We start from the raw sequence: 23,098 nt of genomic DNA, 5'->3' as shown, positions 1-23,098 counted from the left end.
AGCAGTTGGATCTGGTCCGATGCCTTGCTACAAGGTACAGGATAAGGAGCCAACTGTTCGTTTTTTTTACTATTGTTCATTCCTACTATTGCTTACTTATTTTTGCTGATAAGTGGCTAAAAACTCCCGCATCTTTTCGGTCGTTGCTTTCAAATCATCCATATTCGGTAAATAAACGATTCGGAAATGATCTGGTTCTTGCCAATTAAATCCGCCCCCGTGCACTAATAGCACATGGTGCTCATGCAGAAAATCCAACACAAACTGTTCATCATTCTTAATATTGAAGCGTTTGACATCGATCTTAGGGAAAATATAAAATGCCGCTTTAGGTTTAACAGCTGATAAACCAGGAATGTCATTCAATGCTTGATAAATATACTCTCTTTGCTCATAGATCCTTCCTCCTGGAAGCAGCAGTTCATCCGAACTTTGATAGCCACCTAACGCCGTCTGAATGATCTGCTGAGAAAGAACATTTGAACAAAGCCTCATAGAGGAAAGCATATTCAAGCCCTCAATATAATCTTTAACGTTTCTCTTATCCCCGCTAAGGACCATCCAGCCAACCCGGAATCCGGCTACACGATGTGATTTAGACAATCCACCAAGAGTCACAACAAAGCGATCCGGAGCTAATGTAGCGATTGGGACGTGAACATAATCATCCATTACTAACCGATCATAGATTTCGTCAGAAAAAATAATCAAGTCATGGTCGCGAGCCACATCAACAATTTGCTGCAATACTTCTTTTGGATAGACAGCACCTGTAGGATTATTAGGGTTGATGATCACGATGGCTTTCGTTTTACTTGTGATTTTTGAACGAATATCTTCAATATCTGGGTTCCAGTCAGATTGTTCATCGCAAATATAGTGTACAGGTTTTCCACCAGCTAAAGAGATCGATGCCGTCCATAAAGGATAATCAGGCATCGGCACCAACACTTCATCGCCATTATTACATAGCCCTTGCATACACATGGTGATCAGTTCTGATACACCATTTCCGGTATAAATATCATTGATCGTCACATTTGGAAACTTTTGTAATTGATAATATTGCTCGATGGCTTTGCGGGCTGAAAAAATTCCTTTAGAATCAGAGTAGCCTTCAGACTCCCGCACATTCATAATCAAGTCACGGACGATCTCATTTGGCGCTTCAAAACCAAATGGTGCCGGATTACCTGTATTCAATTTCAAGATGCTGATGCCTTCTTCTTGCATCCGTTCTGCTTCTTCTAGGACTGGTCCCCGGACATCATAACTTACGCCTTCTAGTTTTGATGACTTTTCAAATTTTCTCATTCGAATTCTCCTTTGACAGTAGAATCAATGCAAATTACCTTGGTTCTAGTGATATTCTTTTTTAAAAGATTGCATTTATTATAGCAAAAAGTTTAGAAAAAAAACGGTCAAATTGACAGAACTTTACGACTTTTAAATAAATTCTTTTCTAAAAGAAACGAATGAACGCTCTTTTATTGCCTAGCCGTTCATTCGTTTTTGTTCAGTCATTCTCTGGAAAGAATTTTAAATAGCGTTCAGCTAATGCGAGATGGCCAATTGAAAATTCTGTAAAACCAGCTTCAATAAAGCGTTGCGGCAGCTGAGGATCACTGATTTCGATTAAATAGACTTGTTCTTGAAGATCGATTGTCAATGTTGTTAATTCGGGAAATGAAACCAAAAACTCTGGATCTTTTGCTTTTAAATAAATTGGTTCATCTACTAAAGAATTCTTTCCCAGGTATTCATGGATAATCTTGCCATCTTTCAAAAACAAAACGCGATCTGCATAACTATCCAAATTGGTCAAAATATGGGAAGCAATCAGGATCGATTTCTTTTTCTCCCGCAACCCTTTTAAAACGTTAGAAATCAATTCCACATTGGTCGGATCCAACCCATTCATGACTTCGTCCATCAACATATAGGGCGTGTCTGTCACGATCTGCATCGCAAAACACAGTCTTTGACGCATCCCCAACGAATAGGTTCCAACCGGCCGCTTGATATAGTCAGTCATTCTTAATTGATTCACGGTTTGATCAATCAGCGCTTCCTCTGATCGCCACATTCGTTGATAAAGTTTTAAATGTTCTAATCCGCTGAGATCATTATATAGATCGTTCTGATCAGGGAAAAAAGAGATTTTCTGGTGAGCTGCCATTTCTGACTTCTTGGACGTGTAAAGCTGTGTTTGATCGAGAAAGATCTCCCCACTAGTCGGCTGAACAAAATTCATCAATACATTGAGTAGTGTTGATTTTCCAGTACCGTTCGGCGCCACTAAGCCGACGATTTCTCCAGGATGAAAGGCCAACGTTAAATCATCCAAAACATTTCGTTTAAATGTCACAGTTACGTTTTTCATTGCTAACATTTCCAAACCTCCTAAACAAGCTTAAATTGCTTCTGCTGTACACGAACAAAAAGACCGATCTCGATCAGCAGCCACACTACACCAAAAAGCAGCAGTCCTTTCGCAAGGACAAACTCAGAGGACCCAAAATAAAAACGGCTGAATCCTGAAAGGATCTGACCATAATTTTGATACAAATAGGCATCATTTGATTTATCCAAGAATGCACTAAACCAGCGTCTCTGAAAAATAAGTGGACTAATCAAGCCAAAACCAGCAAGAAAGAGATTGGCTAATTCTGAGCGCCAAAGTGTGCTAAGCAAGAGAATGCCTCGGATATAGATCAATTGCAGCACGATTCCTACCCCCATACACTGAAGTAAGAAAACTCCAACAGGGCGTGTATAAAAAACATCGGCAGAAGAAATAGGATAACGGGCATCAAAGGATGAAGACAAGATACTGACGGGTAGGTCCAATGAGCCAAAGCCGAATTGGCAGCCGACACCGATCCAAATCAAAACGAGTGTACTGATCATCATCAGTGTTGACACAATAAACAGTGCCGCTGTCTTCGCCCAAAGAATCTCATCTACCGTCACCGGCAAAGATAAGAATAAGCTTTTGTGTCGACGATCTTTGGTCAGACTATCGATTGCCAAAAAGATCGTCACGCCAAGAAAGAGAAACGGCAAGTAATTCGTAAATGCCCGCTGAACAGATTGGATACCCGTTTTTTGTTCCAACACATACTTGGAAAGCTTTTTGTTTGGTAATTGGCTGGCACTTTCCATCCATTTTGCAGTGGAGGCATAGCCGTATTTCCCATCATAAGCCGCATAATAGTTCTGATAAGTATAATAGTCAGGCGTGAAGAAAATTGTTTCATCATCGGTATATTGGAGACTCAGCTGATACCATTGGCTCGTTGCTTTGGCATACTTTTGCCAATCATTGGCAGCTAGGGAAGTTAATCGTAAGCTATCTGCTTGATTCCATGGCTCGAACATCGCTACTGCCATGGCGGCGGACCAATGATCTGAGGGATTTTCTGCTTGTTCATCCAAAAAGGATTGTCTAGTCAAATACCGCTGTTCAATTTCATTTTTGTCTATTCGCTCAATTGGCCGATAGGTGCGATCACGAAAACTGTATACGCCAGCAACGATTACTAACAAGCACCATAGCCCGATCGTTTTTTTACTTTTGATTAATTGCTGTAGTTCAAAGAGAAAATAATTTTTCATTATATGACTCCTTTCGCTAGCCAGTTTTTCTTATCTGCGATCAACAAGAAGGCGACCGCTCCCACCCCCCATAAGAAAAGAAGGATGAAAGCTGTCCCTAACCCGACTGTCGATTGCGATCTGACTGCAAACTCACCTGTGAGGATCTTTTGCAAATCAAAAACAGCAAAAGGGGAATATTTACTGGATGGTGTACTAGCTATTGTACCGAGACCATAGCAAAGACAAAGGAGAAAAAAAGAAACATAGCGATTTGGAATCAAAACATTGGCCACAAAGCCCAGTAATTCTGTCACAATAATCAAACTTGTCAAAAGCACGAGTACCAATAGAAAGTATTGCCAGAAAGGTACGGCATGCCAAGTATGATGATAATAGACAGCCGTTGGATAGTGCCAATCCCCCCATCGTCCGATCACCGACATGGCCGCAGTGATTCCTAGAAGCAACAGGCTGATCGTTGCCAGATGACCAATCATCTTTACCCCGACTTTACTGATCATCCTTATAGGGAAGACTTGTGGATAGGAATGGATCAGAGAAAAATGGCGCTTTTCTTCCAGCAAATTATCGCTAGCAAAAAATGCCAGGAATAAAAAGCCAAATCCCAATAACACTTGAATAGTCAACGCAACAGCAGTCTGCGCATTGTCAACAGTAAGAAAAGGAGCTTTTTCCTGTTCTTCTAATTGCGCTGCTACCACTTTATTTTGCTGCAATTGCCAGATAGATGGTAAAAAGGCTTTATCTGGTAAAGCGGTTTCCCATAATTGCAGCTGAATTGTTGCAATCTCTTCACTGGTCCGATTGAAACGAGGAAATTCTTCCATGATTAGATTCGAGGCTTGCCGATTAGATAATGTGTTGTTTGCCAGCAGCAGTTGATAGGTTTCTTGCTTGTCCTGAGATTCATTTGGATAATTCTGATAATTGTCTACAAGCCGTAATGCTTGCGCTTTTTGCATAGTGATTTCTGCCTGTACATTCACTGGTTCCATGAATGTAAGATAAAAAGCGAGCCCCACACCAATCAAGAACGCTGCCATCATCGTAAACAAAAAACGGCGCTGCCGAATCGATTTAGCCAGCAGATTTTTAAAGTAGTTCATTTATCAATCTCCTTAAAGCTTCAAAGTTATTTTCTCATTATACCAGATTCTGCCACTTAAATATTTTTTTTCAATAAAAAGCAAGAAAAATGTCCTTTTATAAATCCCTAAAATAGCATTGACAAACGTGAAGATAATCGGTAACATGTTTTTTAGACGTGATGGCTGCAATCAGCTGTCAGTCTACAAAAACAATAAGCAGACGTGGTGGAACGGCAGACACGCACGCTTGAGGGGCGTGTGAGCTTAGCTCGTGTGGGTTCAAATCCCATCGTCTGCATCGTACCGGCAAATTACTTCGGTAATTTGCTTTTTTTGTATTTCCAGTTCAATTAGTTGTATGCAATTGTTATTTATAAATCTATGACAAAAACACAACTAGGACGAAATTGCCGTCCTAGTTATGTGGTTTTGTCATTTTCGGTTATACTGTTTCTAAGTATTTCTTCTATTTGTCTATACGTAGAGTCAAACACATAGAAGATTGCATGGAAATTCTATCTTGATCAAAGGAGCGAGAACATGTCTGATGAACGATGGCTGCAATTGAGGAGACGCCGAAAAATCGAATTGTATCTTTGCTTGATCGTGGTTATGCCGATGGTCTACGGATTATGGTTCAATCTAATTTTTCTTATCAGATATACGACTTTACTTTTTTGCATTGCAGTACTCACGGCTCTCTATGAGTTGCTCAAACTTCTCTATGATAAAAGAAACCAAAAAAAAGAAACTAGAGTCAGCAAATAATTGCTTTTCATTTAGACCGTCGTTAGTCAGATCTCACTAATTAACAGCACTCGATTGACCAGTAAAAAAGAATGAACTTGTCTATAAAAAGACACAGACAACCGAGCTGTTTTGGTTTAAACATTGTTTGGTAAATACGTGCAGGACACTTTCTTGATCCTTTAGTATTTTTACACCATTCTCATCGATCTCCCCCTTAACATATACGTACGAATAAAATCATAAAAAAGGAGAAATAAGATGAAAAAAATCTGTTTCGTTTTGACTGCAAGTAATGGGCTCAGTTATACCACATTGTCACCAGCGTTCTTTTTTGCAGATTATTCTGAGCTTAAGAATTATTTCGCCAATGATTATGATGTCTCAATCAATTATTTCCGCGATAAAGACCAAGTGGATTATTTGGTTGTACCTGATCCATTTGTCCCGTTTGACAACGAAAATGATCTGCCGATCATCAATGTCCCAGCCAACTATTTTGTTACAAAAGACTATCAACAAATAAAAAAAACACTAGCTGCGTTTTTTATTAACAATCCCTAACTATACCAGAATAATAGCTACGGTTTTGAGCCAATCAATCGATTACAGGAGTTCATATTGAAAAATCAAATAAAGCTACATTATTACCCAAAAGTTTGGGCATCTTTACTCTATTTACTACTGATTTTTTTGGCACTATTTGCCTATTTATCAAAATATCTAGATATAACCTTTTTTACAGCGATTTACCCCGACTTTTATTTACACATTTCCAATTTCTCTATTAGCTTGATCATTGGTCTGCTAGGGTATTTTTGGTTATTGATGGGCGTCAAATTCACCTATACTCTCGGATTGACTATTTTCTTGCTGATTGCCAATTTATTAAGCGAAACGGTATTAGGCGTTATGAATACCCCCGATCCCCTAGACATGTTTTTTGGATTTGTTGGTACCCTGATTGCTGCTGTTCTACTGTGGGTGATCTCTAAATTTGGTCTCAAACTTGCAGCCGAAGAATCTCAGTAACTTTCTGCTTATGAATCTTTGGAAAAATAATTTGGTAACGAGACGCTTACTTGCTCTTTATCAAGCAAAAGGGGGTATTTTGACAACTAATGGCAGAATCAGCCTGTAAAAAGCAGCTTCTTCTCACTGACAGACGCTCGATCCATGCGCATGACGAAAGCTCTTTGCTCCTCAATTCTTTATGAGAAATTTTTTCAGATCTGTTTTCAGATTTCGATCACTAAAGTTAACGACCTACACTAGCAGCTACGCTGCTTTTTTGTTACTCTCTCTATCTTTCATGCGATTGAATAGGCATTTTAAAACTTATACTTATGATATAGTAATAAAAAAGAGACTAGGAGTTGATCGTATTGGATCCTTTTGAATCTGTTGCTGCAAAACTGACCGACTTGAACATTTCCTTTGAAGTGATCGAACACCCGCCTGCAAGTACAACTGCGGAAGCAGACAGCTATATTGCTGGAATTGATGGGGTTCGAACAAAATCGATGTTTTTAACCAATAAAAAAAAGACCGCCTATTATCTCCTAATAATGGACGATCAAAAACGGCTTGATCTAAATCTGCTCAAAGAAATCACTGGTGAATCACGAGTCAAATTAGCTTCTCCTGATCTTTTGAGGAAAAAAATGCACTTACCACCTGGCGTTGTCTCCATATTTGGGCTCTTAAACAATTCGGAGCGAGATATTCAGATTTTCTTTGAGCGCGAAATCACTAAAGAACCACGAATGAGTTTCCATCCTAATACAAATACCAAGACGATCTTCCTTGCTACCAAGGATGTATTCAACTTTTTAACGGTCAATGGCTTTTCTTATCAGATCATAGATATCTCCTGATTTTCATGGGGTTGTGCTGGAATCAGTCCGCACAGCCCTGATACTTTTTACTGGCATCTATTTTGTCAAACCCGCCAGTCACCCCTCATCAATGTGCACAAAACTTGCTGCCCGGCAAACTATCATCTAAAAGGTATTTTTTGCTTCACATCCGCAACTGACTTTCAAAAACAAAAAAGGACCCGCTGGCGGGTCCCCGCTTATTTTTTTGTCATTGATACTTTCATTAATTGATGTTTCCAGACGGATTGGACGCCATATAATCCAATCGCAAGAATACCAATCAATGCCAAGTAAGCAAATTTCGCCATTGGATCGATGCCATAATTAGTCATAAATGGGTCTTGAACAAATAGTACCAGCAAACTGGTTAAAATCAATGAAACCCATAGCGTATTCATCAGATGCCACCATTTCATGTTCCTGCACTCCTTTTTTGATATGCCAAGTATCTCATAAAGCCGATCTTTCCCCATCCGTCTTTAGACTGAAACTGCTATCAAGGATTCAAAAACATCAAAAGCTATCATTTTTACCTAGTATTCCATTTTGACTTGGATACCATTTGGATCCAATAAAGCCAAACGCCTACTTGATTCAAGAGTAAAGGATACATTTTCCTTCTCAAGATGCGTGAGCAATGACTCAAAGGCTTCTTTGTCTGGGAGCACAAAGGTATAATAAGCCAATCCTAGATCATTGTCTGCCATAGGAGTCACACCTTTGCCCATCCAAGTATTCGAGCCAATATGGTGATGATAATCTCCTGCCGCAAAAAATTTTGCTTGGTTCCCAAAATTATTTTTTAAGCTCAGTCCTACGACTTGGGTATAAAAAGTTTCTGTCTGGGCTAAATCAGCAACTTTTAAATGAACATGTCCCACAATAGTACCTGTGGGGAAACTTGATTGTTGGCTGTCTGCTGCTGCGACAACCCCCTCTGCATCCATTTCTTTTGTAATTCCAACAATTTCGCCATCTTCTCGAATATCCCATTCAGATTTTGGTTTATCACGATACACTTCAATCCCATTCCCCTCGGGATCTGTTAAGTACAATGCTTCGCTGTAGCCATGATCACTGGCGCCATCGATCGGTGCATTGCTTTGCAAATAATGGATCAATGTATTGCCTAAATCTTTGCGAGTCGGCAAAAGGAAAGCGACATGAAACAGTCCTGTTTTCCTTGTGAGAGGCAATGGATTTTCGACTTTGATCAATTCAAGCAGTATTTTCTCTGTCGTACCTAAGCGAGCTGTCTGCTGATTTTTTTCGATCAATGATAGTCCGATCACTTGAGTATAAAAAACAATCATTTTTTCTAAGTTGGCTACTTTTAAGACAACTTTCCCAATTTGAGTCTGTTCATGAAGTTGAAATTCTGGAATAATCACCGTCATTGTTTCTGCTCCTTTTCTCATCTCGAATGGATGACTTGTTACTTTAATAATAACACTAACTTAAAGTAAGTAAAGAGATTTGCTTGACTAGCAGAATTCTTCATTTTTTGCCAAAACACGCATCCTTCTCCCGAAGCGATCGGTGGCTGTCTCAATTTGTTGATAGCCCAATTTTTCATACAAACCTGTCAGCTGAGTGACAATATAGATCGTATCAAAACCGATCTGATGCAAGCGCCGTTCTGCAGCAGATACCAATTGCTGACTAAGATGATTGCCGCGATAGCTGGGAGCAACATACACGGTCGCAATAAAAGGAGCGACTTGAAGAGGGACAATATCCTCTTTGACGATCGTACAAAATCCAGCTAATTGATTGTGGGCAACAGCCACAAAAACGCCTTCCCAGTCGTTATAGCTTCTCTGACGCATCTTATTTGCTACAAATGTAGCAGCTTTCCAATCGACGCTGGCAATTTGATCCGCATAAGCCAACCAGTTTGGTTGATCTTTTTGCAAAAATTTAATTTCCATTTCAAAAACCCTTCCTTATTGAAATTAAGCAGCATTCGCATTATTTTACCACTTTCGGCTTGATAATTGTTTATTCGGAAACCCCTTTTGGCGTAGTTGGCTTCTCTAATATAATAAGTTCTTATAAAGCACAGACGATATAAAACGGCTGGCAAGCCCCCTCTAGGCTGCCAGCCGTTTTTATATCTGATTTACTTTCTGATCCATCAATACGCTTCATTGTAGATTCAGAACTGTTGATTGTTATTGAGTATGGTGGTCCAGAGTGGTTTGTTCTATGAACTAAAATTTTAAAACACCGTACTTTCACCATGTTTTCTCTCACCAAATTCCCAAATATCGATTGCTCCACCTGCATAGCCCTCAGCGATCAATGTTTCTAGAAAACTTTCTGGCTGCAAATAATGACTGCTACTGCGTAATTCTTCTTTGTCAATAGAAAAACTGCCTCCATGAGAGTGGTTGAAAAGAACAAAAGGCACTAGCTTTTTCTCATAAGGATAGGCAAAAATAAGCCGACACTGGTTCTTGTTAATTGAGTTCTAACAAAAACTTTTCGAGACAATCGTTTTCTCATAAAAGAACTTTCTTACAAGAACTATTGGTTCCTTTCTATGAAATGATCCAAACCTTTGCAACGTTTGCCGCTGTTTCACGAAAAATCACCATGAAGCACGAGAGGCTTACCATTTTCTTGGGAACGGTCAACTTCAATCCCCTGGCTATTCTCGATATGGAAGGCATGTTCAACATCGACTAATTCTAAACGGTCAAAATGAACATTTTTAGCACAGCCAATATAGAATCCTTGACTGGTCATCTCTTCCATTCCAGTCATCATAGCTGGTTTTCCGGGTATGGGCTCTTTTGCCATGGAAATTGCTACTTCATGAAACGAGATATCTGAAATGAATTGTTCAGATAAACCATAAATAAAACCAGCAGCAGCATGAACATTTCGCGCGGAGATATTGGCAAAATGAATTCTCCTAAACTGAGGAGTCTCCTCAGAGATTGGGTAAGGATTTTTATCCCAAACATACTTTTCTTTTCCTTTGGGACCACAAAAATAATACAAATTCAGCGTAAATGGGCAAATCACATTGTCCATAATTAGGTTGTTCACTCGAATATCCTCAATAACCCCGCCGCGTCCTCTACGAGATTTCAAACGAATGCCGCGATCGGTGTCTTGGAATATACAATTTGAGATGGTCACATTACGAATATCTCCGCTCATTTCGCTTCCTAAAACGACCCCACCATGACCATGGAGCATTTGACAGTTGCTGATCGTGATATTTTCACAGGAAACGCGTTCTTTTGTCTCTTCTGTTCCTGATTTAATGGCAATACAATCATCCCCTACATCGATCAAACAATTGCTGATACGAACATTTTTGCAAGACTCCGGATCAATGCCATCAGTATTTGGCGAGTCTGCAGGATTTTTGATCTTAATATTATCCACAGTGATGTCTTGGCATAAGATTGGATTGACTGTCCAGCTAGGAGAATTAACCAAACTAACATCTCGCAATGTGATTTGCTGACAAGAATCAAAACTGATCAGTTTTGGTCGCGGATATTCTAGCTGCTCTGGATGATCGCGAAAGACATCCCACCATTTCTGACCTTGACCATCTATCGTGCCAAAACCTGTGATTGCAATATTTTCGGCACCGTCGGCATAGATACAAGAAGCATAGACTTCCCGTTTCACCCCTTCCCAACGCGAAACCACCACTGGATACTCTTTGGGATCATCCGAGAATCGAAGAACAGCTCCCGGTTGTAGATGGAGTTCAACATTACTTTTTAATATCAGTGAACCTGTTGGATACACACCCGAGGCAAACATCAGCCTCCCTCCTCCTGCCTGATGAAGCTGATCGATATACCCTTGGATTGTTGCTGTCACTGACTTTTCATTTAAATAATCGTTGATGTCAATACTAATTTCCATTCTTTTCCCCTTCCTTCTTTAAAGGTTCTATTAAAAGGCTAGTTTGCACAGCTGTGCAAATCCTTTAAAGCGATCTGAATTTTTTGATCGAGATTTCCTTTGACTTGCTGAACGAAATTTTGCTGATTTTGGACCAATGTTTTCTGAATATCCTTATATGTGCGATGATAAATGAAACTTCCAAACCCTATTATTAAAACGCTTCCAATTATAGAAAATGGAAGGAAAATGTTATAAAAAAAGGTTGAATGTTTCTGAATAGCCCCTACCCTTTTCATGGGATTCCTCCTGTAATTACTGACAAAATCATTTCTTAAGATATTTCCATTCTAGCACAAAAAAATTCACATGAACACAGGTCTATAGAAAAAAGTTAACGTGTGCATCATTGGTATATTGACATTCTTATCTTTAAGAGATATGCTAAAACCAACGAGAAAGTTGAGGGATAAGTATGGTCACTATCAAAGATATTGCAAAAATCGCAGGCGTCTCCCATACCACGGTTTCAAGAGCGTTAAATGACAGTCCACTAATCAAGCCAGCCACAAAAAAGAAAATTGGTGACATTGCGCGTTCTTTAAATTATACGCCGAATGTCAATGCCAAAAGTCTAGTCAATCAGAAGTCGTATATTATTGGCCTTTACTTTTCTAATTTGTCGGCAGGTACATCGGATCGCTTTTTGGTTGAAGTGATCAAGGGGATCAATACCACCCTACCGCCAGAGTATCGCTTAGCGGTCCACGATATGACGACCCTCACCAGTCCAGTTGAGGACTTGCCAAGGATGGATGGCATCATCGTTATGAGTCAAAGCGATCAAGATGACACTTTCATCGAAGAAATCAGTCACTTAGATTTGCCGGTGGTCGTTCTCAATCGGCAAATTGATAGACCATCATTTTTAAATGTCACAAGCAATGATGCGCAAGGCGTTTATCAAGCCATTGACTACGCGATTCAGTTAGGCTATAAAAAAGTTGCGATCATTGAAGGCAAGCCAACTTTTCGTTCCAGTATAGAGCGTAAGAAAGGTTTCATGCGGGCTCTTACTGAGCACGGACTAGCGTTTCCAACAGAATACGCTGTCACTGGAGACTATTCTATCGAGAGCGGTCGAAAATGTGCCAAACAATTACTGGAACTTGCAGAGCCGCCAGAAGTGATTTTCTGTTCCAACGATGACATGGCCATTGGCGCAATCAACACTTGTCTTGAATATGGCCTTGCAATCCCTGCCGATATCGCCATTATTGGATTTGACAATGTCCCGTTTTCAAAATATACGAATCCCCCGTTGACAACCATTAGCAAGCCCGTTTTTGAAATGAGTCAGCTTGGGGCACAACTGCTTCTAGATTCAATCAACGGCTCTGTTTCACAAAAACAATACCTTTTAGATACAGAACTAACAATCAGAGATTCCCTCTAGCATTCGCTTCTTGAATGCTTTTGGCTGTTGCCAAAAATGTTAACGTGTGCAAAATGGCAGACGTTCATTATAAATCAATGAATATTGGAGGTTACAATGAAAAAAATAACTGAAATGACTCATCCTACTCGCAAGTCGGAAAAAGTGATTCAATTCGGCGAAGGAAACTTTATGCGAGGCTTTTTTAACTGGCAGCTACAGCAGATGAATAAGCAAGGTCTCTTCAATGGCAGCGCTGTAGTAGTCCAACCAATTCAACAAGGTCTAGGATCTCTATTGGCGGAGCAGAATCATTTGTATACGGTAATTTTAGAAGGATTAGCAGACGGCCGTCCTGTCCAAACCTCTGAGATCATCACGACGATTAGCCGCGTATTGAATCCCTATGAACAATGGCAGGATTATTTAGCTCTAGCTGAAATTGATGACTTGGACATCATTGTTTCCAATACGACTGAAGCAGGAATTGCCTTTGATCCTCAAGATAAATGGACAGATATGCCGCCAAAAAGTTTTCCGGCTAAATTAACTGCGCTGCTCTATCAACGATACCAAGCGAATAAATCAGGTTACACGATCATTCCCTGTGAGTTGATCGATCGAAATGGAGAAAAATTAAAAGCGTGTATCCAACAATATTGCTCACTGTGGCAACTAGAGGACAGCTTTCATACTTGGTTAGAAAATGAAAACACTTTCTGCTGTAGTTTAGTCGATCGAATCGTTCCTGGCTACCCCTATTCAAAAGCAGAGGAGTTGAATCAATTACACGGGTATGAGGACCGTTTGATGGTCACTGCCGAACCATTCATGTTGTGGGTGATCGAAGACCCATCGCATACCGTATCTCAGAAACTTCCATTGCCAGCTGCGAGTTTGAATGTAATCTTTACTGAAGACCTAACCCCCTATCGTGAACGGAAGGTGCATCTTTTGAATGGCCCTCATACAGCCATGGTCCCTCTGGCCCTTCTAGCTGGTTTGGCAACGGTTGAAGAGGTGATGCTTGATCCTGATTTTACATGCTTCATTGATGAGCTATTCAATGAAGAACTGATTCCTATGCTAGACCTGCCGCAAGAAGAATTGATCCAGTATGCGGAACAGATCAAAGAACGGTTTAAAAATCCTTATGTTCATCATCAACTGCAGTCGATCGCCTTGAATAGCGTCTCAAAATTTAAAGCACGTCTCTTGCCGTTGTTGCTCCGTCATCATCAGCAACAGTTACTGCCGCCAAGAATCCTTGCATCATTAGCCGGACTGATTTACTTGTATTTAACGACCGATTGTCAAGACGATGAAGCTGTGCTAGCTCTCTTTGAAAAGGCACGCGCCCTCGACTCTTCTGAACAAGTCAGTTTTATTCTAGGACAAGAAAAGTTATGGGGAGTGGACTTGAGCGTGTTCAACAAAGAAGTTTCACAAATGGTAGTGCTACTTTCAAACAAGGGTTCTCGATACCTCGTTGACTCATTAAAAAATGAGCCGACTCAAAAAAAGGCGGAATGATTATGACAGAAATAAAAAACAAGACCGATTTTCTCAAATTGCATCCAAAAGACAATGTTGCGGTTGCTTTGCATGCAATCACGAAAGAGACACAGCTTACATTTGAAGGGCGATCCTATAGTTTTACAGAGGAGATTCCTCAAGGTCACAAGATCGCACTTATTGATTTGAATAAAGGCGATCACGTCATCAAGTATGGTTACCCTATTGGTCATCTTTTGTCCGATGTAAAAGCTGGACAGTGGCTACATACCCACAATGTCAAGACCAATCTTTCAGGAACGCTGGCTTATACCTATGAGCCGAACCTACAACCAGTAGTGTATCCAAAAAGTCAATTGACTTTTAAAGGCTACCGGAGAAAAAATGGCAAAGTCGGGATTCGTAATGATTTGTATGTCGTACCCACAGTGGGCTGTATCAATGGAATCGCTGAGATCATCGTCGAAAATTTCAAACAAAGTCATCCCGACTTAGGAACTTTTGACTCGATCACGATTCTCAAACATCCTTACGGGTGTTCGCAATTAGGGCAAGATCACCAAAACACCCGGCAAATTTTGATTGATGCTGTGCAACACCCAAATGCTGGTGGGGTGCTCGTTTTCGGACTCGGATGTGAGAACAATACGGTCGCTGAATTTAAAGAAAAGCTAGGTGATTATGACACAGATCGTGTCAAATTCTTAGTCGCTCAAGAAAGCCAAGATGAAATCGAAGCGGGTGAAGCATTATTGCACGAATTGCTGCAAGCTACCAAAGACGACCGGCGGGAAGATGTGCCTTTAAGTGAATTAAAAGTTGGTTTAAAATGCGGCGGCTCAGATGGATTTTCTGGTATCACTGCCAACCCGTTATTAGGAGCATTTTCAGATTTCTTGGTTTCTCAAGGTGGCAGCACTGTGTTGACGGAAGTACCGGAAATGTTTGGTGCCGAGCAAGTATTGATGTCTCGTGCCAAAGACCAAGCAACTTTTGAAAAGATTCTTCATCTGATCAATGACTTTAAAGATTATTTTCTTTCGTATGGCGAACCTGTTTATGAGAATCCTTCTCCAGGCAATAAAGCGGGTGGAATCACCACATTGGAAGATAAGTCTTTAGGCTGCACGCAAAAATCCGGCACCTCTGCGGTCGTCGACGTCTTGAAATACGGAGATAAAATCCGCGAAAGCGGTCTCAGTCTTCTTGAAGGACCTGGTAATGACCTAGTGGCTGCTTCTGCTCTCGCTTCGGCTGATTGTCAGTTGGTCTTATTTACGACAGGACGAGGAACCCCCTTTGGTGCCTTTGTCCCTACGATGAAAGTTGCCACCAACCAAGAATTATTCGAGAAGAAACCCCATTGGATGGATTTCAATGCAGGTCGGTTATTATATGAACCAATGGAAGACGTTCTCGCTGATTTTATTCAAGCGATCATTGCGGTCGCTAGTGGGACCAAAACCCGTAATGAAGCAAATAATGTTCGAGAAATCGCCATCTTCAAGAATGGTGTCACTTTATAAACGAAGAAAAGAGGAAGCCAATGTTTTTAAATGATGATTTTTTACTAACGAATGACTTTGCCAAAGATTTGTATCATCAATACGCCAAGAAAATGCCTATCATTGACTACCACTGCCATTTAGATCCCCAAGAGATTTATGATGATCATCCTTTCCGAAATATCACCGAAGCTTGGTTGGCCGGTGACCACTACAAATGGCGGTTGATGCGGGCATGTGGAGTAGATGAATCGTTGATTACTGGCGAAGCAGCGGATTATGACAAATTTATTGCTTGGTGCCAGACAGTTCCTAAAATTATCGGCAACCCCCTTTACGTCTGGACCCACTTGGAGTTAAAACGTTTCTTTGGTGTCGATCTTATGATCAATGAAGAAAACGCGCCAGAAATCTGGCAAATCGTCAACCAAAAATTGCAATCAAAGACCTTTAGCAGAAGAGAAATCATCGCCAACAGCAATGTGCAACTCATTTGTACTACCGATGATCCGACAGATTCACTAGCATTTCATCGCAAATTGGCTAACGAAGAAAGCCGCTTTCGGGTATTACCAACCTTTCGTCCTGATAAAGCCTTAAATATCCAACAAAGTGGATTTAACGACTATATCGATCAATTAGCAACAGTTGTTGGCCACAGGATCGATAGCTATGAAGATTTGTTAACAGCACTTGACTGCCGAATTACTTTTTTTCACCAAATGAATTGTCGCTTATCCGATCATGCATTGGATCACTTGCATTTCCTAGAAAACAGCGTGTCTCCTCAAGCTATCTTTGAAAAAGCGAGAAATCAGGAAATCATTACAGAAGCAGAAGCAGCAGTCTATCGCTCTGCCCTCTTGCTTCATTTATTTGAACAATATCACAACCATGACTGGACGATGCAACTGCATCTTCATGCTTATAGAAACTGCAACACGAATATGCTCAATCAATTGGGACCTGACACAGGTTATGACGGCATCAACGATCAGCCGATCACTGGCTCACTTCAAGCATTACTGGATGCTGCGGAGAGGAAAGAGGCTCTTCCTCAAACGATTTTGTATTCATTGAATCCTAATGATTATGACGTACTGGTGGCACTGATGGGCTGTTATCAAAAAGAAAGTAAAAATAAAATACAATTAGGTTCTGGCTGGTGGTACAACGATACCCGTGCCGGCATGCGTCAGCAATTGACGAAGTTTGCAGATGGTAGCGTGTTAGCAAATTTTGTTGGTATGCTGACTGATTCCCGTAGTTTTCTTTCGTATACCAGACATGAATATTTCCGAAGAGTTTTTTGTGAATGGTTGGGAGAACTCATTCTTCGCGGCGAAGCACCATGTGATACCAGACAGTTAAAAGAATTTGTTGAAGGTATCTGTTACCAAAATGCAGCGGATTATTTTGATTTTTAGAGGTGGATGATGGTTAAACTAATTATTGCCGGTGATTCAACTGCTGCAACAAAAATGACTGACAAGCGTCCGGAAACTGGCTGGGGAGAAAAATACCAACCTTCCTCTCCCCAGAGGTTACGGTCATTCATTTAGCAATGAATGGACGTTCAACCAAAAGCTTCATTCAAGAAAAACGCCTCTTAGCAGCCGACGAGCAGCTTATACCCGGAGACTATTTCTTGATTCAGTTTGGGCATAACGATCAGAAAACAGATCCTGAACGAGGAACGACGCCAAAAGAACATCAAGAAAATTTAGCACAGTTTATTGCTGTTGCACAAAAAAGCAAGCAAATCCAGTTTTACTGACTTCTATCACTCGCTTGAAGTTCCATCAGCATAATGACTTGGATCACCTAGCCGCGTGACCTTATCCAGAAGCTATGAGAGATTTTGCTGCTGCCTTTGAGATTCCTTGTCTGGATATATTCACGATGACGCAAAACTATTTTTCCACATTTGCAACTAGGCAAGCTCGCCAGTATTTTTTGCATCTTTCAAAAAACGAATATCCGAATTATCCCGAAGGTATCAGTGACAATACTCACTTGAATGATCAAGGGGCTTTAATCGTTGCTCGCTTGATTTGTCAAGCAATCAAAGAAGCGAATCTTTCTCTCAGCAGTGAGATATTGCTGTAATTCGGTTAGAATTCTTTGTTTACCAATCAACAACAAGCAACGTGTTTCCACAGGGAGAAAAACACGTTGCTTGTTTATTTCAGCTATGTGAATGTCGCAGCCTTAGTGAATGAAGGGCTTGTTTCTTACTTTGCTTTATTATGAAAAAAGGTTGAACTTTACGGATAGAAAATTTTTTTACTGAGGCGCATCTTCAAACATCCAAACCAGCGAGCCGTGATACTCCCCGACATGATCCGTTGGTCGCAATAACAGCTTCAATCGATTCTCAGCTAATGTGGCGGATCCACTGCCTTCCCAGACCGGCTGTGCTTTGTCCGACAAGAGAATATCCCCTGTTTTATCAACAAAAATCAGCGCATCTCGCAGCTCTTGTTGCTGACTGTTTTTAAGCGGCGTATCGATTTTTACTTTCACTGTCCATTTGCTTTTTTCTAAGCGACTGTTATCTTCCACTTTGATTGGCTGACTTTCAGCAAAAAGATACTGATTAAAAGCTGGAATAGGGTGTGTTCCAAAAGATAAGACTGCCGGCACTTGCAGCCTTGGTCCTGACTCAGGAACAAACACGCGAGTTTCTGCTGCTGATTGATCCCCCTCTTTATTCTCTAGATATAATTTTACCTCTTTATTAAGCCATTCTTCTGGTACTTCGAAAACGACCGAGTCTTCCGTTTGTGTATTTCCCACATCATAGTTTCTTAGCACCTGTTTTTTCTCTCCATATTGGGCAACAACTTGGACGCTTTGATGGCTGTCATGGGAAAGGTCATAAGATAACTTGACTTCTTTAGAAAAGCGTGGAATCACGATTCTTTGTTGTCGGTCTTTTAATGTAAAGAGTAGTGGGACACCTTTTTTGTAATGATGGAAAACTTCTTGAGAACCTGGCATGACAATGATGTGGTCTTTTTCTTCTCGGATCGGATAGTAACCAGTAATGGTGGGATAGAACGAAGATAAATCAACAGAATGGGTGATCAGCCCTCTGATTTCCCCCGAATCTAAGAGTGGTTGATTGTTTTCATCAACAAAATTGATCTTCACTTCGTTATAGTAGTAAATGGACGCAGAAAGTTTTCCGATTAACTGTTCACCATCACCAATATCTTCATAAAGAATTGGTTGAAGTTGAAAACAGTCATTCTCGATCAGTGCAGGATCGACCGGTTGTTCTGCACTTCCAGTGAAGGTGTGGTGAATGATAAACTGATAACTATTGTCATAAAAGGCCCGGTTTTTTAGTGTAGAAGCTTTTGCATGAACAAGCAAATTCCCCTCATCATCGATGGTCTGGTCAAACCAATTTGTTCGATCCGTTCCAGAAAAATCTTTGATCTCGACTCCTTTTAATTGAAACTGATTTTGATCTGGATTTTCGATTCTGTAAGATAAAGTTGTTCGAGAATTGTTTGTTTCAGTGTAAGGAACTGTTTGTTGGAAACGAGTGATCACTTCATTGTTTTCAATGTTCTGAGTGGCTAGTGTTTGTGGATAGGCATAAGGAAATTCAACTGCTGGGAAAAAAACGGATAAATACTTTAATTCAGATATCCCAGCGATAGAAGATCTTGAGTCATTATTTTTGACAATAAACTGAAACTTCGAGATAGATTTTGTTGTGATTGCCAGTTTACAAGCATCATCTGACCAATTATCTGCGTTTCCTTGTCCTTTTAACGTCAAAGTGCCTTGCTCGTCTTCGCTGTATTGGATCGTGGAATCGGGAGCAGCAAAGATATGTTCTATGGCAGTAGCAGCCTGAGGAATTCGTATGTCTTTCCATTTGTTCAAACCCATTTCATTAAAAGTCGTCTTTAGTTGAATTGGCTGCATCTTATCGTCTAAAAATTCATAGGTGATTTCTGAGGTACCATTTGCCCATATTTTCAATCTTAGAAATTCGTTTTTCGTGATAAGCATATCCGCACCTGAAGGTTCCAACATCTTGACAGTCACCTTGACATTGACCGGTTGCCCTTGATAATACCCAACATTTCTTATCAGAGCAGCGCTCTCTTTTACAGAATTAATCCCAGTAACTATTCTTTCACTATTCACGACTCCAGACACTTTTTCTATCGTGGTTGATTCACCATTTCTCATAATAAAAGCATTATCTGCAGGAATCTTCTCGGTTAAAGCGTTGCGATAATAAGAGGATTCTATGATCGATCCCTCCGTTTGGGCAGCTGCCTTTTGCGTACTAACAAAGACACTACAAATAAATAGCATTGCTACTAGAAACCATTTTTTCATCTTAATCCTCCTAATTTAATTTGTTCTTTCTATCAATTGATTTAGTGGAAAATCGATAGAACCCCTAATTTATTTACTCATATCCACTGACAATTGAATAGTCTAAAAAATTTATCAAATAAAGAAAAAAACTAGAGCAAAGCTGCAAGAAAACTAACTGTTTGTTCTTTAGTAAGCGGCTCCCCCCCTTCTTCTTGATCGAACTTGGCTAGAACCACGATCCGCCTTCTCAGAGAAGAGGTTCTTCCATTCATTTTTTTATCGGAAAATTCGACAAAGAAAACCCCTACTCTTTGCAAAATCCATTGAGGATGTGCGAAGAATAGGAGCTTTTTTGATTGCTAAGTTCGCCTGTTTTAGAAATCAGGAACTTAGGAGGATTACTCAGGCTGTTTGCCAATATAAGCCAAAATACCACCGTCCACATAGAGAACATGTCCGTTGACAAAATTAGAAGCGTCAGAAGCCAAGAAGACAGCAGGACCGGCTAAGTCTACGGGCTCTCCCCAACGCGCTGCTGGCGTTTTTGCCACAATGAACTGATCAAAGGGATGACGAGATCCATCTGGTTGGATCTCTCTTAAGGGTGCAGTTTGCGGTGTCGCGATATAACCAGGGCCAATGCCGTTACACTGAATGTTTGCTTCACCAAACTCAGAACAGATGTTTTTGGTTAGCATTTTAAGCCCACCTTTAGCAGCTGCATAACCAGCAACGGTTTCGCGGCCAAGTTCACTCATCATAGAACAAATATTGATAATTTTGCCATGTCCTTTTTTGATCATGGAAGGCAAAACGGCTTTAGAAACGATGAATGGCGCATTCAAATCAACATCAACTACCTGACGGAAATCAGCGGCTGACATCTCCAACATTGGAATCCGTTTGATGATCCCTGCATTGTTGACTAAGATATCAATGACACCTACTTCTTCCTCTATGGTTTTGACCATTTCATTGACTGCTGCTTCATCGGTGACATCACAGACATAGCCATGGGCTTTGATGCCGGCTGCTTGATAATTTTTTAAGCCTTCATCGACTGATTCTTGTGTTAAATTATTAAAGACGATCGTTGCACCAGCTGCTGCCAAAGATTGGGCGATCGTAAAGCCAATCCCATAAACTGCGCCGGTAACTAATGCAATCTTGCCATCTAAACGAAAGTGATCCATTGAAAAATCCATCTTCATCCTTCTTTCTTTTATTATTTCAACTCATCCATGGGAACCATGTCCATATCTGTGTATGTGATGTTCTCCCCGCACATTGCCCAAATAAAGGAATAGTTGCTTGTTCCGACTCCAGAATGGATCGACCAACTTGGGGAAATGACTGCTTGCTCTTCTGCGACTACTAAATGTTTGGTTTCATCTGGTTTACCCATCATATGGAAAACTTTTGTGTCCTCATTGGCGAAATCAAAATAAACATAGGCTTCCATACGGCGTTCATGGGTATGACAAGGCATCGTATTCCAAGCGCTACCTGGTTCTAAGATCGTATACCCCATTTGCAGCTGGCAACTTTCACACACATTCGGATGAATATACTGATAAATCTTCCGTTCATTCAGCGTCAAGCCTTCACCTGTTTCCATTGGTTTGACCTGATCGATACTGATTTTTACATTCGGGTATTTATGATGTGCCGGTACACTGGATACATAGAATTTCGCCGGATCATTTGGATCTTTTGAAGAAAAGACTACATGTTTCGTTTCTTTTCCGATATAGTATCCGTCTTGCTTTTTCATGTCTTCTTTGGTGCCGTCAATTTCAATGGTTCCTGCACCGCCAATATTGATCACACCAAGTTCACGGCGTTCCAAAAAGTATTCTACGCCTAACTCTTTGCTCAATTGAATCTCTAATGGTTGATCCGTAGGCGTTACTCCGCCAAAGATCATGCGATCATTATGGGTATAAGTCAACTGGATCGTTCCGGGTACAAAAATTTTCTCTACCAAAAATTCATTGCGTAATTGTTCGGTACTATAGTGTCGAATATCTTCTGGGCTGTGTGTATAACGGGTTTCCATTTCTTGCATGCTGGTTCCTCCTAGCGAATGATTTTTCCAGATCCGGCTGCTAAAAATTCAGCTACTTCCGCTTCTGTAAATTGATTACAATCTCCATGAATCGTGTGCTTTAATGCAGATGCTGCGGTAGCAAAGTCAATGGTTTCCTGAGAGGAATACCCACTTAGAATGCCATGCAGGACGCCTGCACAAAAAGCATCCCCTCCGCCTACTCGATCAACAATAGGATCGATGCGGTGTTCTTGAGAAGCTGCATATTGGCCGTTACGCCAAAGAGTACCCATCAATGTATTAGCACTGGCGGAAAGCACTTCTCGTTTTGTCGAATAAAACAGTTCAATATTCGGATAACGCTGGTTCATTTGTTGGTAATAATACAGCAACTCATTTCCTTGCCCTGTATAGGCTGGAATCTCCATAAAAACTTGTGCATCCAACTTGCCCGCCGAACAATAATCGACCAAAGGAAGGATTTCCTTTAGAAAGGCGGCGGCTTCATTTGTCGTCCACAGTTTGCCACGATAATTGATATCGAAACTGATTTTGCAACCTGCTTTTTTCGCACGCTTAACAAGTGAAAGGGTCAAATCCCGCCACGTCTCGGATAACGCTGGTGTAATGCCGGATACATGGAAAAGTGCGACATCTTTAAAGATCGCTTCTGACCATTCATTGGTCTTGATTTCCGCAAAACTTGACCCTGCACGGTCATAAATGACTTTTGCTGCACGTTCTCCTACACCAGATTCCATATAGTAAGTACCCAGCCGGGGACCACCGCTTAGAAGCAGACTGCAATCCACTCCGTAATTGCGTAAATGATGGGTAACAGCTTTTCCGAGATCATTTGCCGGGACTTTACTTGCAAAAGAGACGTCGTGCCCATAGTTAGCTAAAGAGATAGCAACATTTGCTTCACCACCGCCATAGTGTGCAGCAAAATGTCCGCTTTGCTCCAAGCGTACACCAGAACTAGTCGATAAGCGCAACATAATCTCGCCTAAGGTAATAATTCTAGTCAT

General features: G+C 40.7%; 23 protein-coding genes and 1 tRNA gene. 11 read left to right on the top strand and 13 right to left on the bottom strand.

Features of this window, described 5'->3' with window-relative positions; genetic code table 11:
• Window positions 1-96: 96 nt before the first annotated feature.
• The 4 genes from FE005_RS11230 to FE005_RS11215 form a co-directional block, all read right to left on the bottom strand.
• On the bottom strand, window positions 97-1,314 hold the full coding sequence (locus tag FE005_RS11230; protein WP_003127177.1) for a pyridoxal phosphate-dependent aminotransferase: 1,218 nt from the start codon (window positions 1,312-1,314) through the stop codon (window positions 97-99).
• A gap of 202 nt (window positions 1,315-1,516) precedes the next feature.
• Window positions 1,517-2,392: an ABC transporter ATP-binding protein gene (locus FE005_RS11225; RefSeq protein ID WP_005472477.1), complete on the bottom strand. Its 876-nt coding sequence runs from the start codon at window positions 2,390-2,392 to the stop codon at window positions 1,517-1,519.
• 11 nt (window positions 2,393-2,403) lie between these two features.
• Entirely contained in the window at window positions 2,404-3,618 is a 1,215-nt protein-coding gene (locus FE005_RS11220) for an ABC transporter permease (RefSeq protein WP_103300051.1), read from the bottom strand.
• Window positions 3,618-4,727, bottom strand: coding sequence for a hypothetical protein (locus FE005_RS11215; RefSeq protein WP_138371796.1), 1,110 nt, complete (start codon window positions 4,725-4,727; stop codon window positions 3,618-3,620). Before FE005_RS11215 ends, FE005_RS11220 begins: the two co-directional genes overlap by 1 nt.
• Before the next feature lie 198 nt (window positions 4,728-4,925).
• Between FE005_RS11215 and FE005_RS11210 the strand changes: the two genes are divergently transcribed.
• The 4 genes from FE005_RS11210 (at window position 4,926) to FE005_RS11190 (ending at window position 7,333) form a co-directional block, all read left to right on the top strand.
• Window positions 4,926-5,007, top strand: a tRNA-Leu gene (locus tag FE005_RS11210).
• A gap of 710 nt (window positions 5,008-5,717) precedes the next feature.
• Window positions 5,718-6,020, top strand: coding sequence for a hypothetical protein (locus FE005_RS11200; protein ID WP_138371795.1), 303 nt, complete (start codon window positions 5,718-5,720; stop codon window positions 6,018-6,020).
• Window positions 6,021-6,077: 57 nt separating this feature from the next.
• Window positions 6,078-6,488 carry a hypothetical protein gene (locus FE005_RS11195; RefSeq protein WP_003127172.1) on the top strand — a complete coding sequence of 137 codons (411 nt, stop codon included), beginning with the start codon at window positions 6,078-6,080 and terminating at the stop codon, window positions 6,486-6,488.
• A 353-nt stretch (window positions 6,489-6,841) separates the two neighbouring features.
• Window positions 6,842-7,333, top strand: coding sequence for a prolyl-tRNA synthetase associated domain-containing protein (locus FE005_RS11190; RefSeq protein WP_138371794.1), 492 nt, complete (start codon window positions 6,842-6,844; stop codon window positions 7,331-7,333).
• A gap of 200 nt (window positions 7,334-7,533) precedes the next feature.
• Here the strand turns inward: FE005_RS11190 and FE005_RS11185 are convergent, their stop codons facing one another.
• The 5 genes from FE005_RS11185 to FE005_RS11165 all read right to left on the bottom strand — a co-directional run bounded on the left by FE005_RS11185 (window position 7,534) and on the right by FE005_RS11165 (window position 11,233).
• Entirely contained in the window at window positions 7,534-7,752 is a 219-nt protein-coding gene (locus FE005_RS11185) for a hypothetical protein (RefSeq protein ID WP_005472469.1), read from the bottom strand.
• A 117-nt stretch (window positions 7,753-7,869) separates the two neighbouring features.
• On the bottom strand, window positions 7,870-8,733 hold the full coding sequence (locus tag FE005_RS11180) for a VOC family protein (protein ID WP_138372214.1): 864 nt from the start codon (window positions 8,731-8,733) through the stop codon (window positions 7,870-7,872).
• Window positions 8,734-8,820: 87 nt separating this feature from the next.
• Window positions 8,821-9,267, bottom strand: a complete 447-nt coding sequence (locus FE005_RS11175; protein WP_113849843.1) for a GNAT family N-acetyltransferase — start codon at window positions 9,265-9,267, stop codon at window positions 8,821-8,823.
• Window positions 9,268-9,557: 290 nt separating this feature from the next.
• Window positions 9,558-9,749 carry a hypothetical protein gene (locus FE005_RS11170; RefSeq protein WP_138371793.1) on the bottom strand — a complete coding sequence of 64 codons (192 nt, stop codon included), beginning with the start codon at window positions 9,747-9,749 and terminating at the stop codon, window positions 9,558-9,560.
• A 170-nt stretch (window positions 9,750-9,919) separates the two neighbouring features.
• Window positions 9,920-11,233 carry a glycoside hydrolase family 28 protein gene (locus FE005_RS11165; RefSeq protein ID WP_138371792.1) on the bottom strand — a complete coding sequence of 438 codons (1,314 nt, stop codon included), beginning with the start codon at window positions 11,231-11,233 and terminating at the stop codon, window positions 9,920-9,922.
• Between the two features lie 454 nt (window positions 11,234-11,687).
• On the opposite strand from FE005_RS11165, the gene FE005_RS11155 reads away from it, so the two are divergent.
• From FE005_RS11155 to FE005_RS17010, 7 genes are all read left to right on the top strand, one after another.
• Window positions 11,688-12,668, top strand: coding sequence for a LacI family DNA-binding transcriptional regulator (locus FE005_RS11155; RefSeq protein ID WP_138371790.1), 981 nt, complete (start codon window positions 11,688-11,690; stop codon window positions 12,666-12,668).
• 96 nt (window positions 12,669-12,764) lie between these two features.
• Window positions 12,765-14,180, top strand: coding sequence for a tagaturonate reductase (locus FE005_RS11150; RefSeq protein ID WP_138371789.1), 1,416 nt, complete (start codon window positions 12,765-12,767; stop codon window positions 14,178-14,180).
• A 2-nt stretch (window positions 14,181-14,182) separates the two neighbouring features.
• Entirely contained in the window at window positions 14,183-15,688 is a 1,506-nt protein-coding gene (locus tag FE005_RS11145) for a UxaA family hydrolase (protein WP_041119267.1), read from the top strand.
• 20 nt (window positions 15,689-15,708) lie between these two features.
• Window positions 15,709-17,094: a glucuronate isomerase gene (gene uxaC, locus FE005_RS11140; protein WP_138371788.1), complete on the top strand. Its 1,386-nt coding sequence runs from the start codon at window positions 15,709-15,711 to the stop codon at window positions 17,092-17,094.
• Window positions 17,095-17,103: 9 nt separating this feature from the next.
• Window positions 17,104-17,229: a hypothetical protein gene (locus tag FE005_RS17140; RefSeq protein ID WP_255200729.1), complete on the top strand. Its 126-nt coding sequence runs from the start codon at window positions 17,104-17,106 to the stop codon at window positions 17,227-17,229.
• A 2-nt stretch (window positions 17,230-17,231) separates the two neighbouring features.
• A complete protein-coding gene (locus FE005_RS17015) occupies window positions 17,232-17,444 on the top strand; it encodes a hypothetical protein (RefSeq protein WP_230321046.1) in 213 nt (70 codons plus the stop codon).
• 125 nt (window positions 17,445-17,569) lie between these two features.
• Window positions 17,570-17,776 (top strand): hypothetical protein, encoded by a 207-nt coding sequence (locus FE005_RS17010; RefSeq protein WP_230321045.1) that lies wholly within the window; start codon window positions 17,570-17,572, stop codon window positions 17,774-17,776.
• Between the two features lie 177 nt (window positions 17,777-17,953).
• On the opposite strand, the gene FE005_RS11130 is transcribed toward FE005_RS17010, so the two are convergent.
• The 4 genes from FE005_RS11130 to FE005_RS11115 form a co-directional block, all read right to left on the bottom strand.
• Window positions 17,954-20,035 (bottom strand): hypothetical protein, encoded by a 2,082-nt coding sequence (locus tag FE005_RS11130; protein WP_138371787.1) that lies wholly within the window; start codon window positions 20,033-20,035, stop codon window positions 17,954-17,956.
• A gap of 380 nt (window positions 20,036-20,415) precedes the next feature.
• Window positions 20,416-21,222 carry a gluconate 5-dehydrogenase gene (locus FE005_RS11125; protein WP_034704712.1) on the bottom strand — a complete coding sequence of 269 codons (807 nt, stop codon included), beginning with the start codon at window positions 21,220-21,222 and terminating at the stop codon, window positions 20,416-20,418.
• A 20-nt stretch (window positions 21,223-21,242) separates the two neighbouring features.
• Complete coding sequence (gene kduI, locus FE005_RS11120; RefSeq protein WP_138371786.1) at window positions 21,243-22,085, bottom strand: 5-dehydro-4-deoxy-D-glucuronate isomerase; 843 nt, start codon at window positions 22,083-22,085, stop codon at window positions 21,243-21,245.
• A gap of 11 nt (window positions 22,086-22,096) precedes the next feature.
• Window positions 22,097-23,098: a sugar kinase gene (locus FE005_RS11115; RefSeq protein WP_138371785.1), complete on the bottom strand. Its 1,002-nt coding sequence runs from the start codon at window positions 23,096-23,098 to the stop codon at window positions 22,097-22,099.

Origin of the sequence: Enterococcus sp. M190262 (assembly GCF_005843965.1) — a bacterium.
GTDB lineage: Bacteria > Bacillota > Bacilli > Lactobacillales > Enterococcaceae > Enterococcus_D > Enterococcus_D gallinarum.
This window is presented reverse-complemented; position numbering and strand designations above follow the sequence as displayed.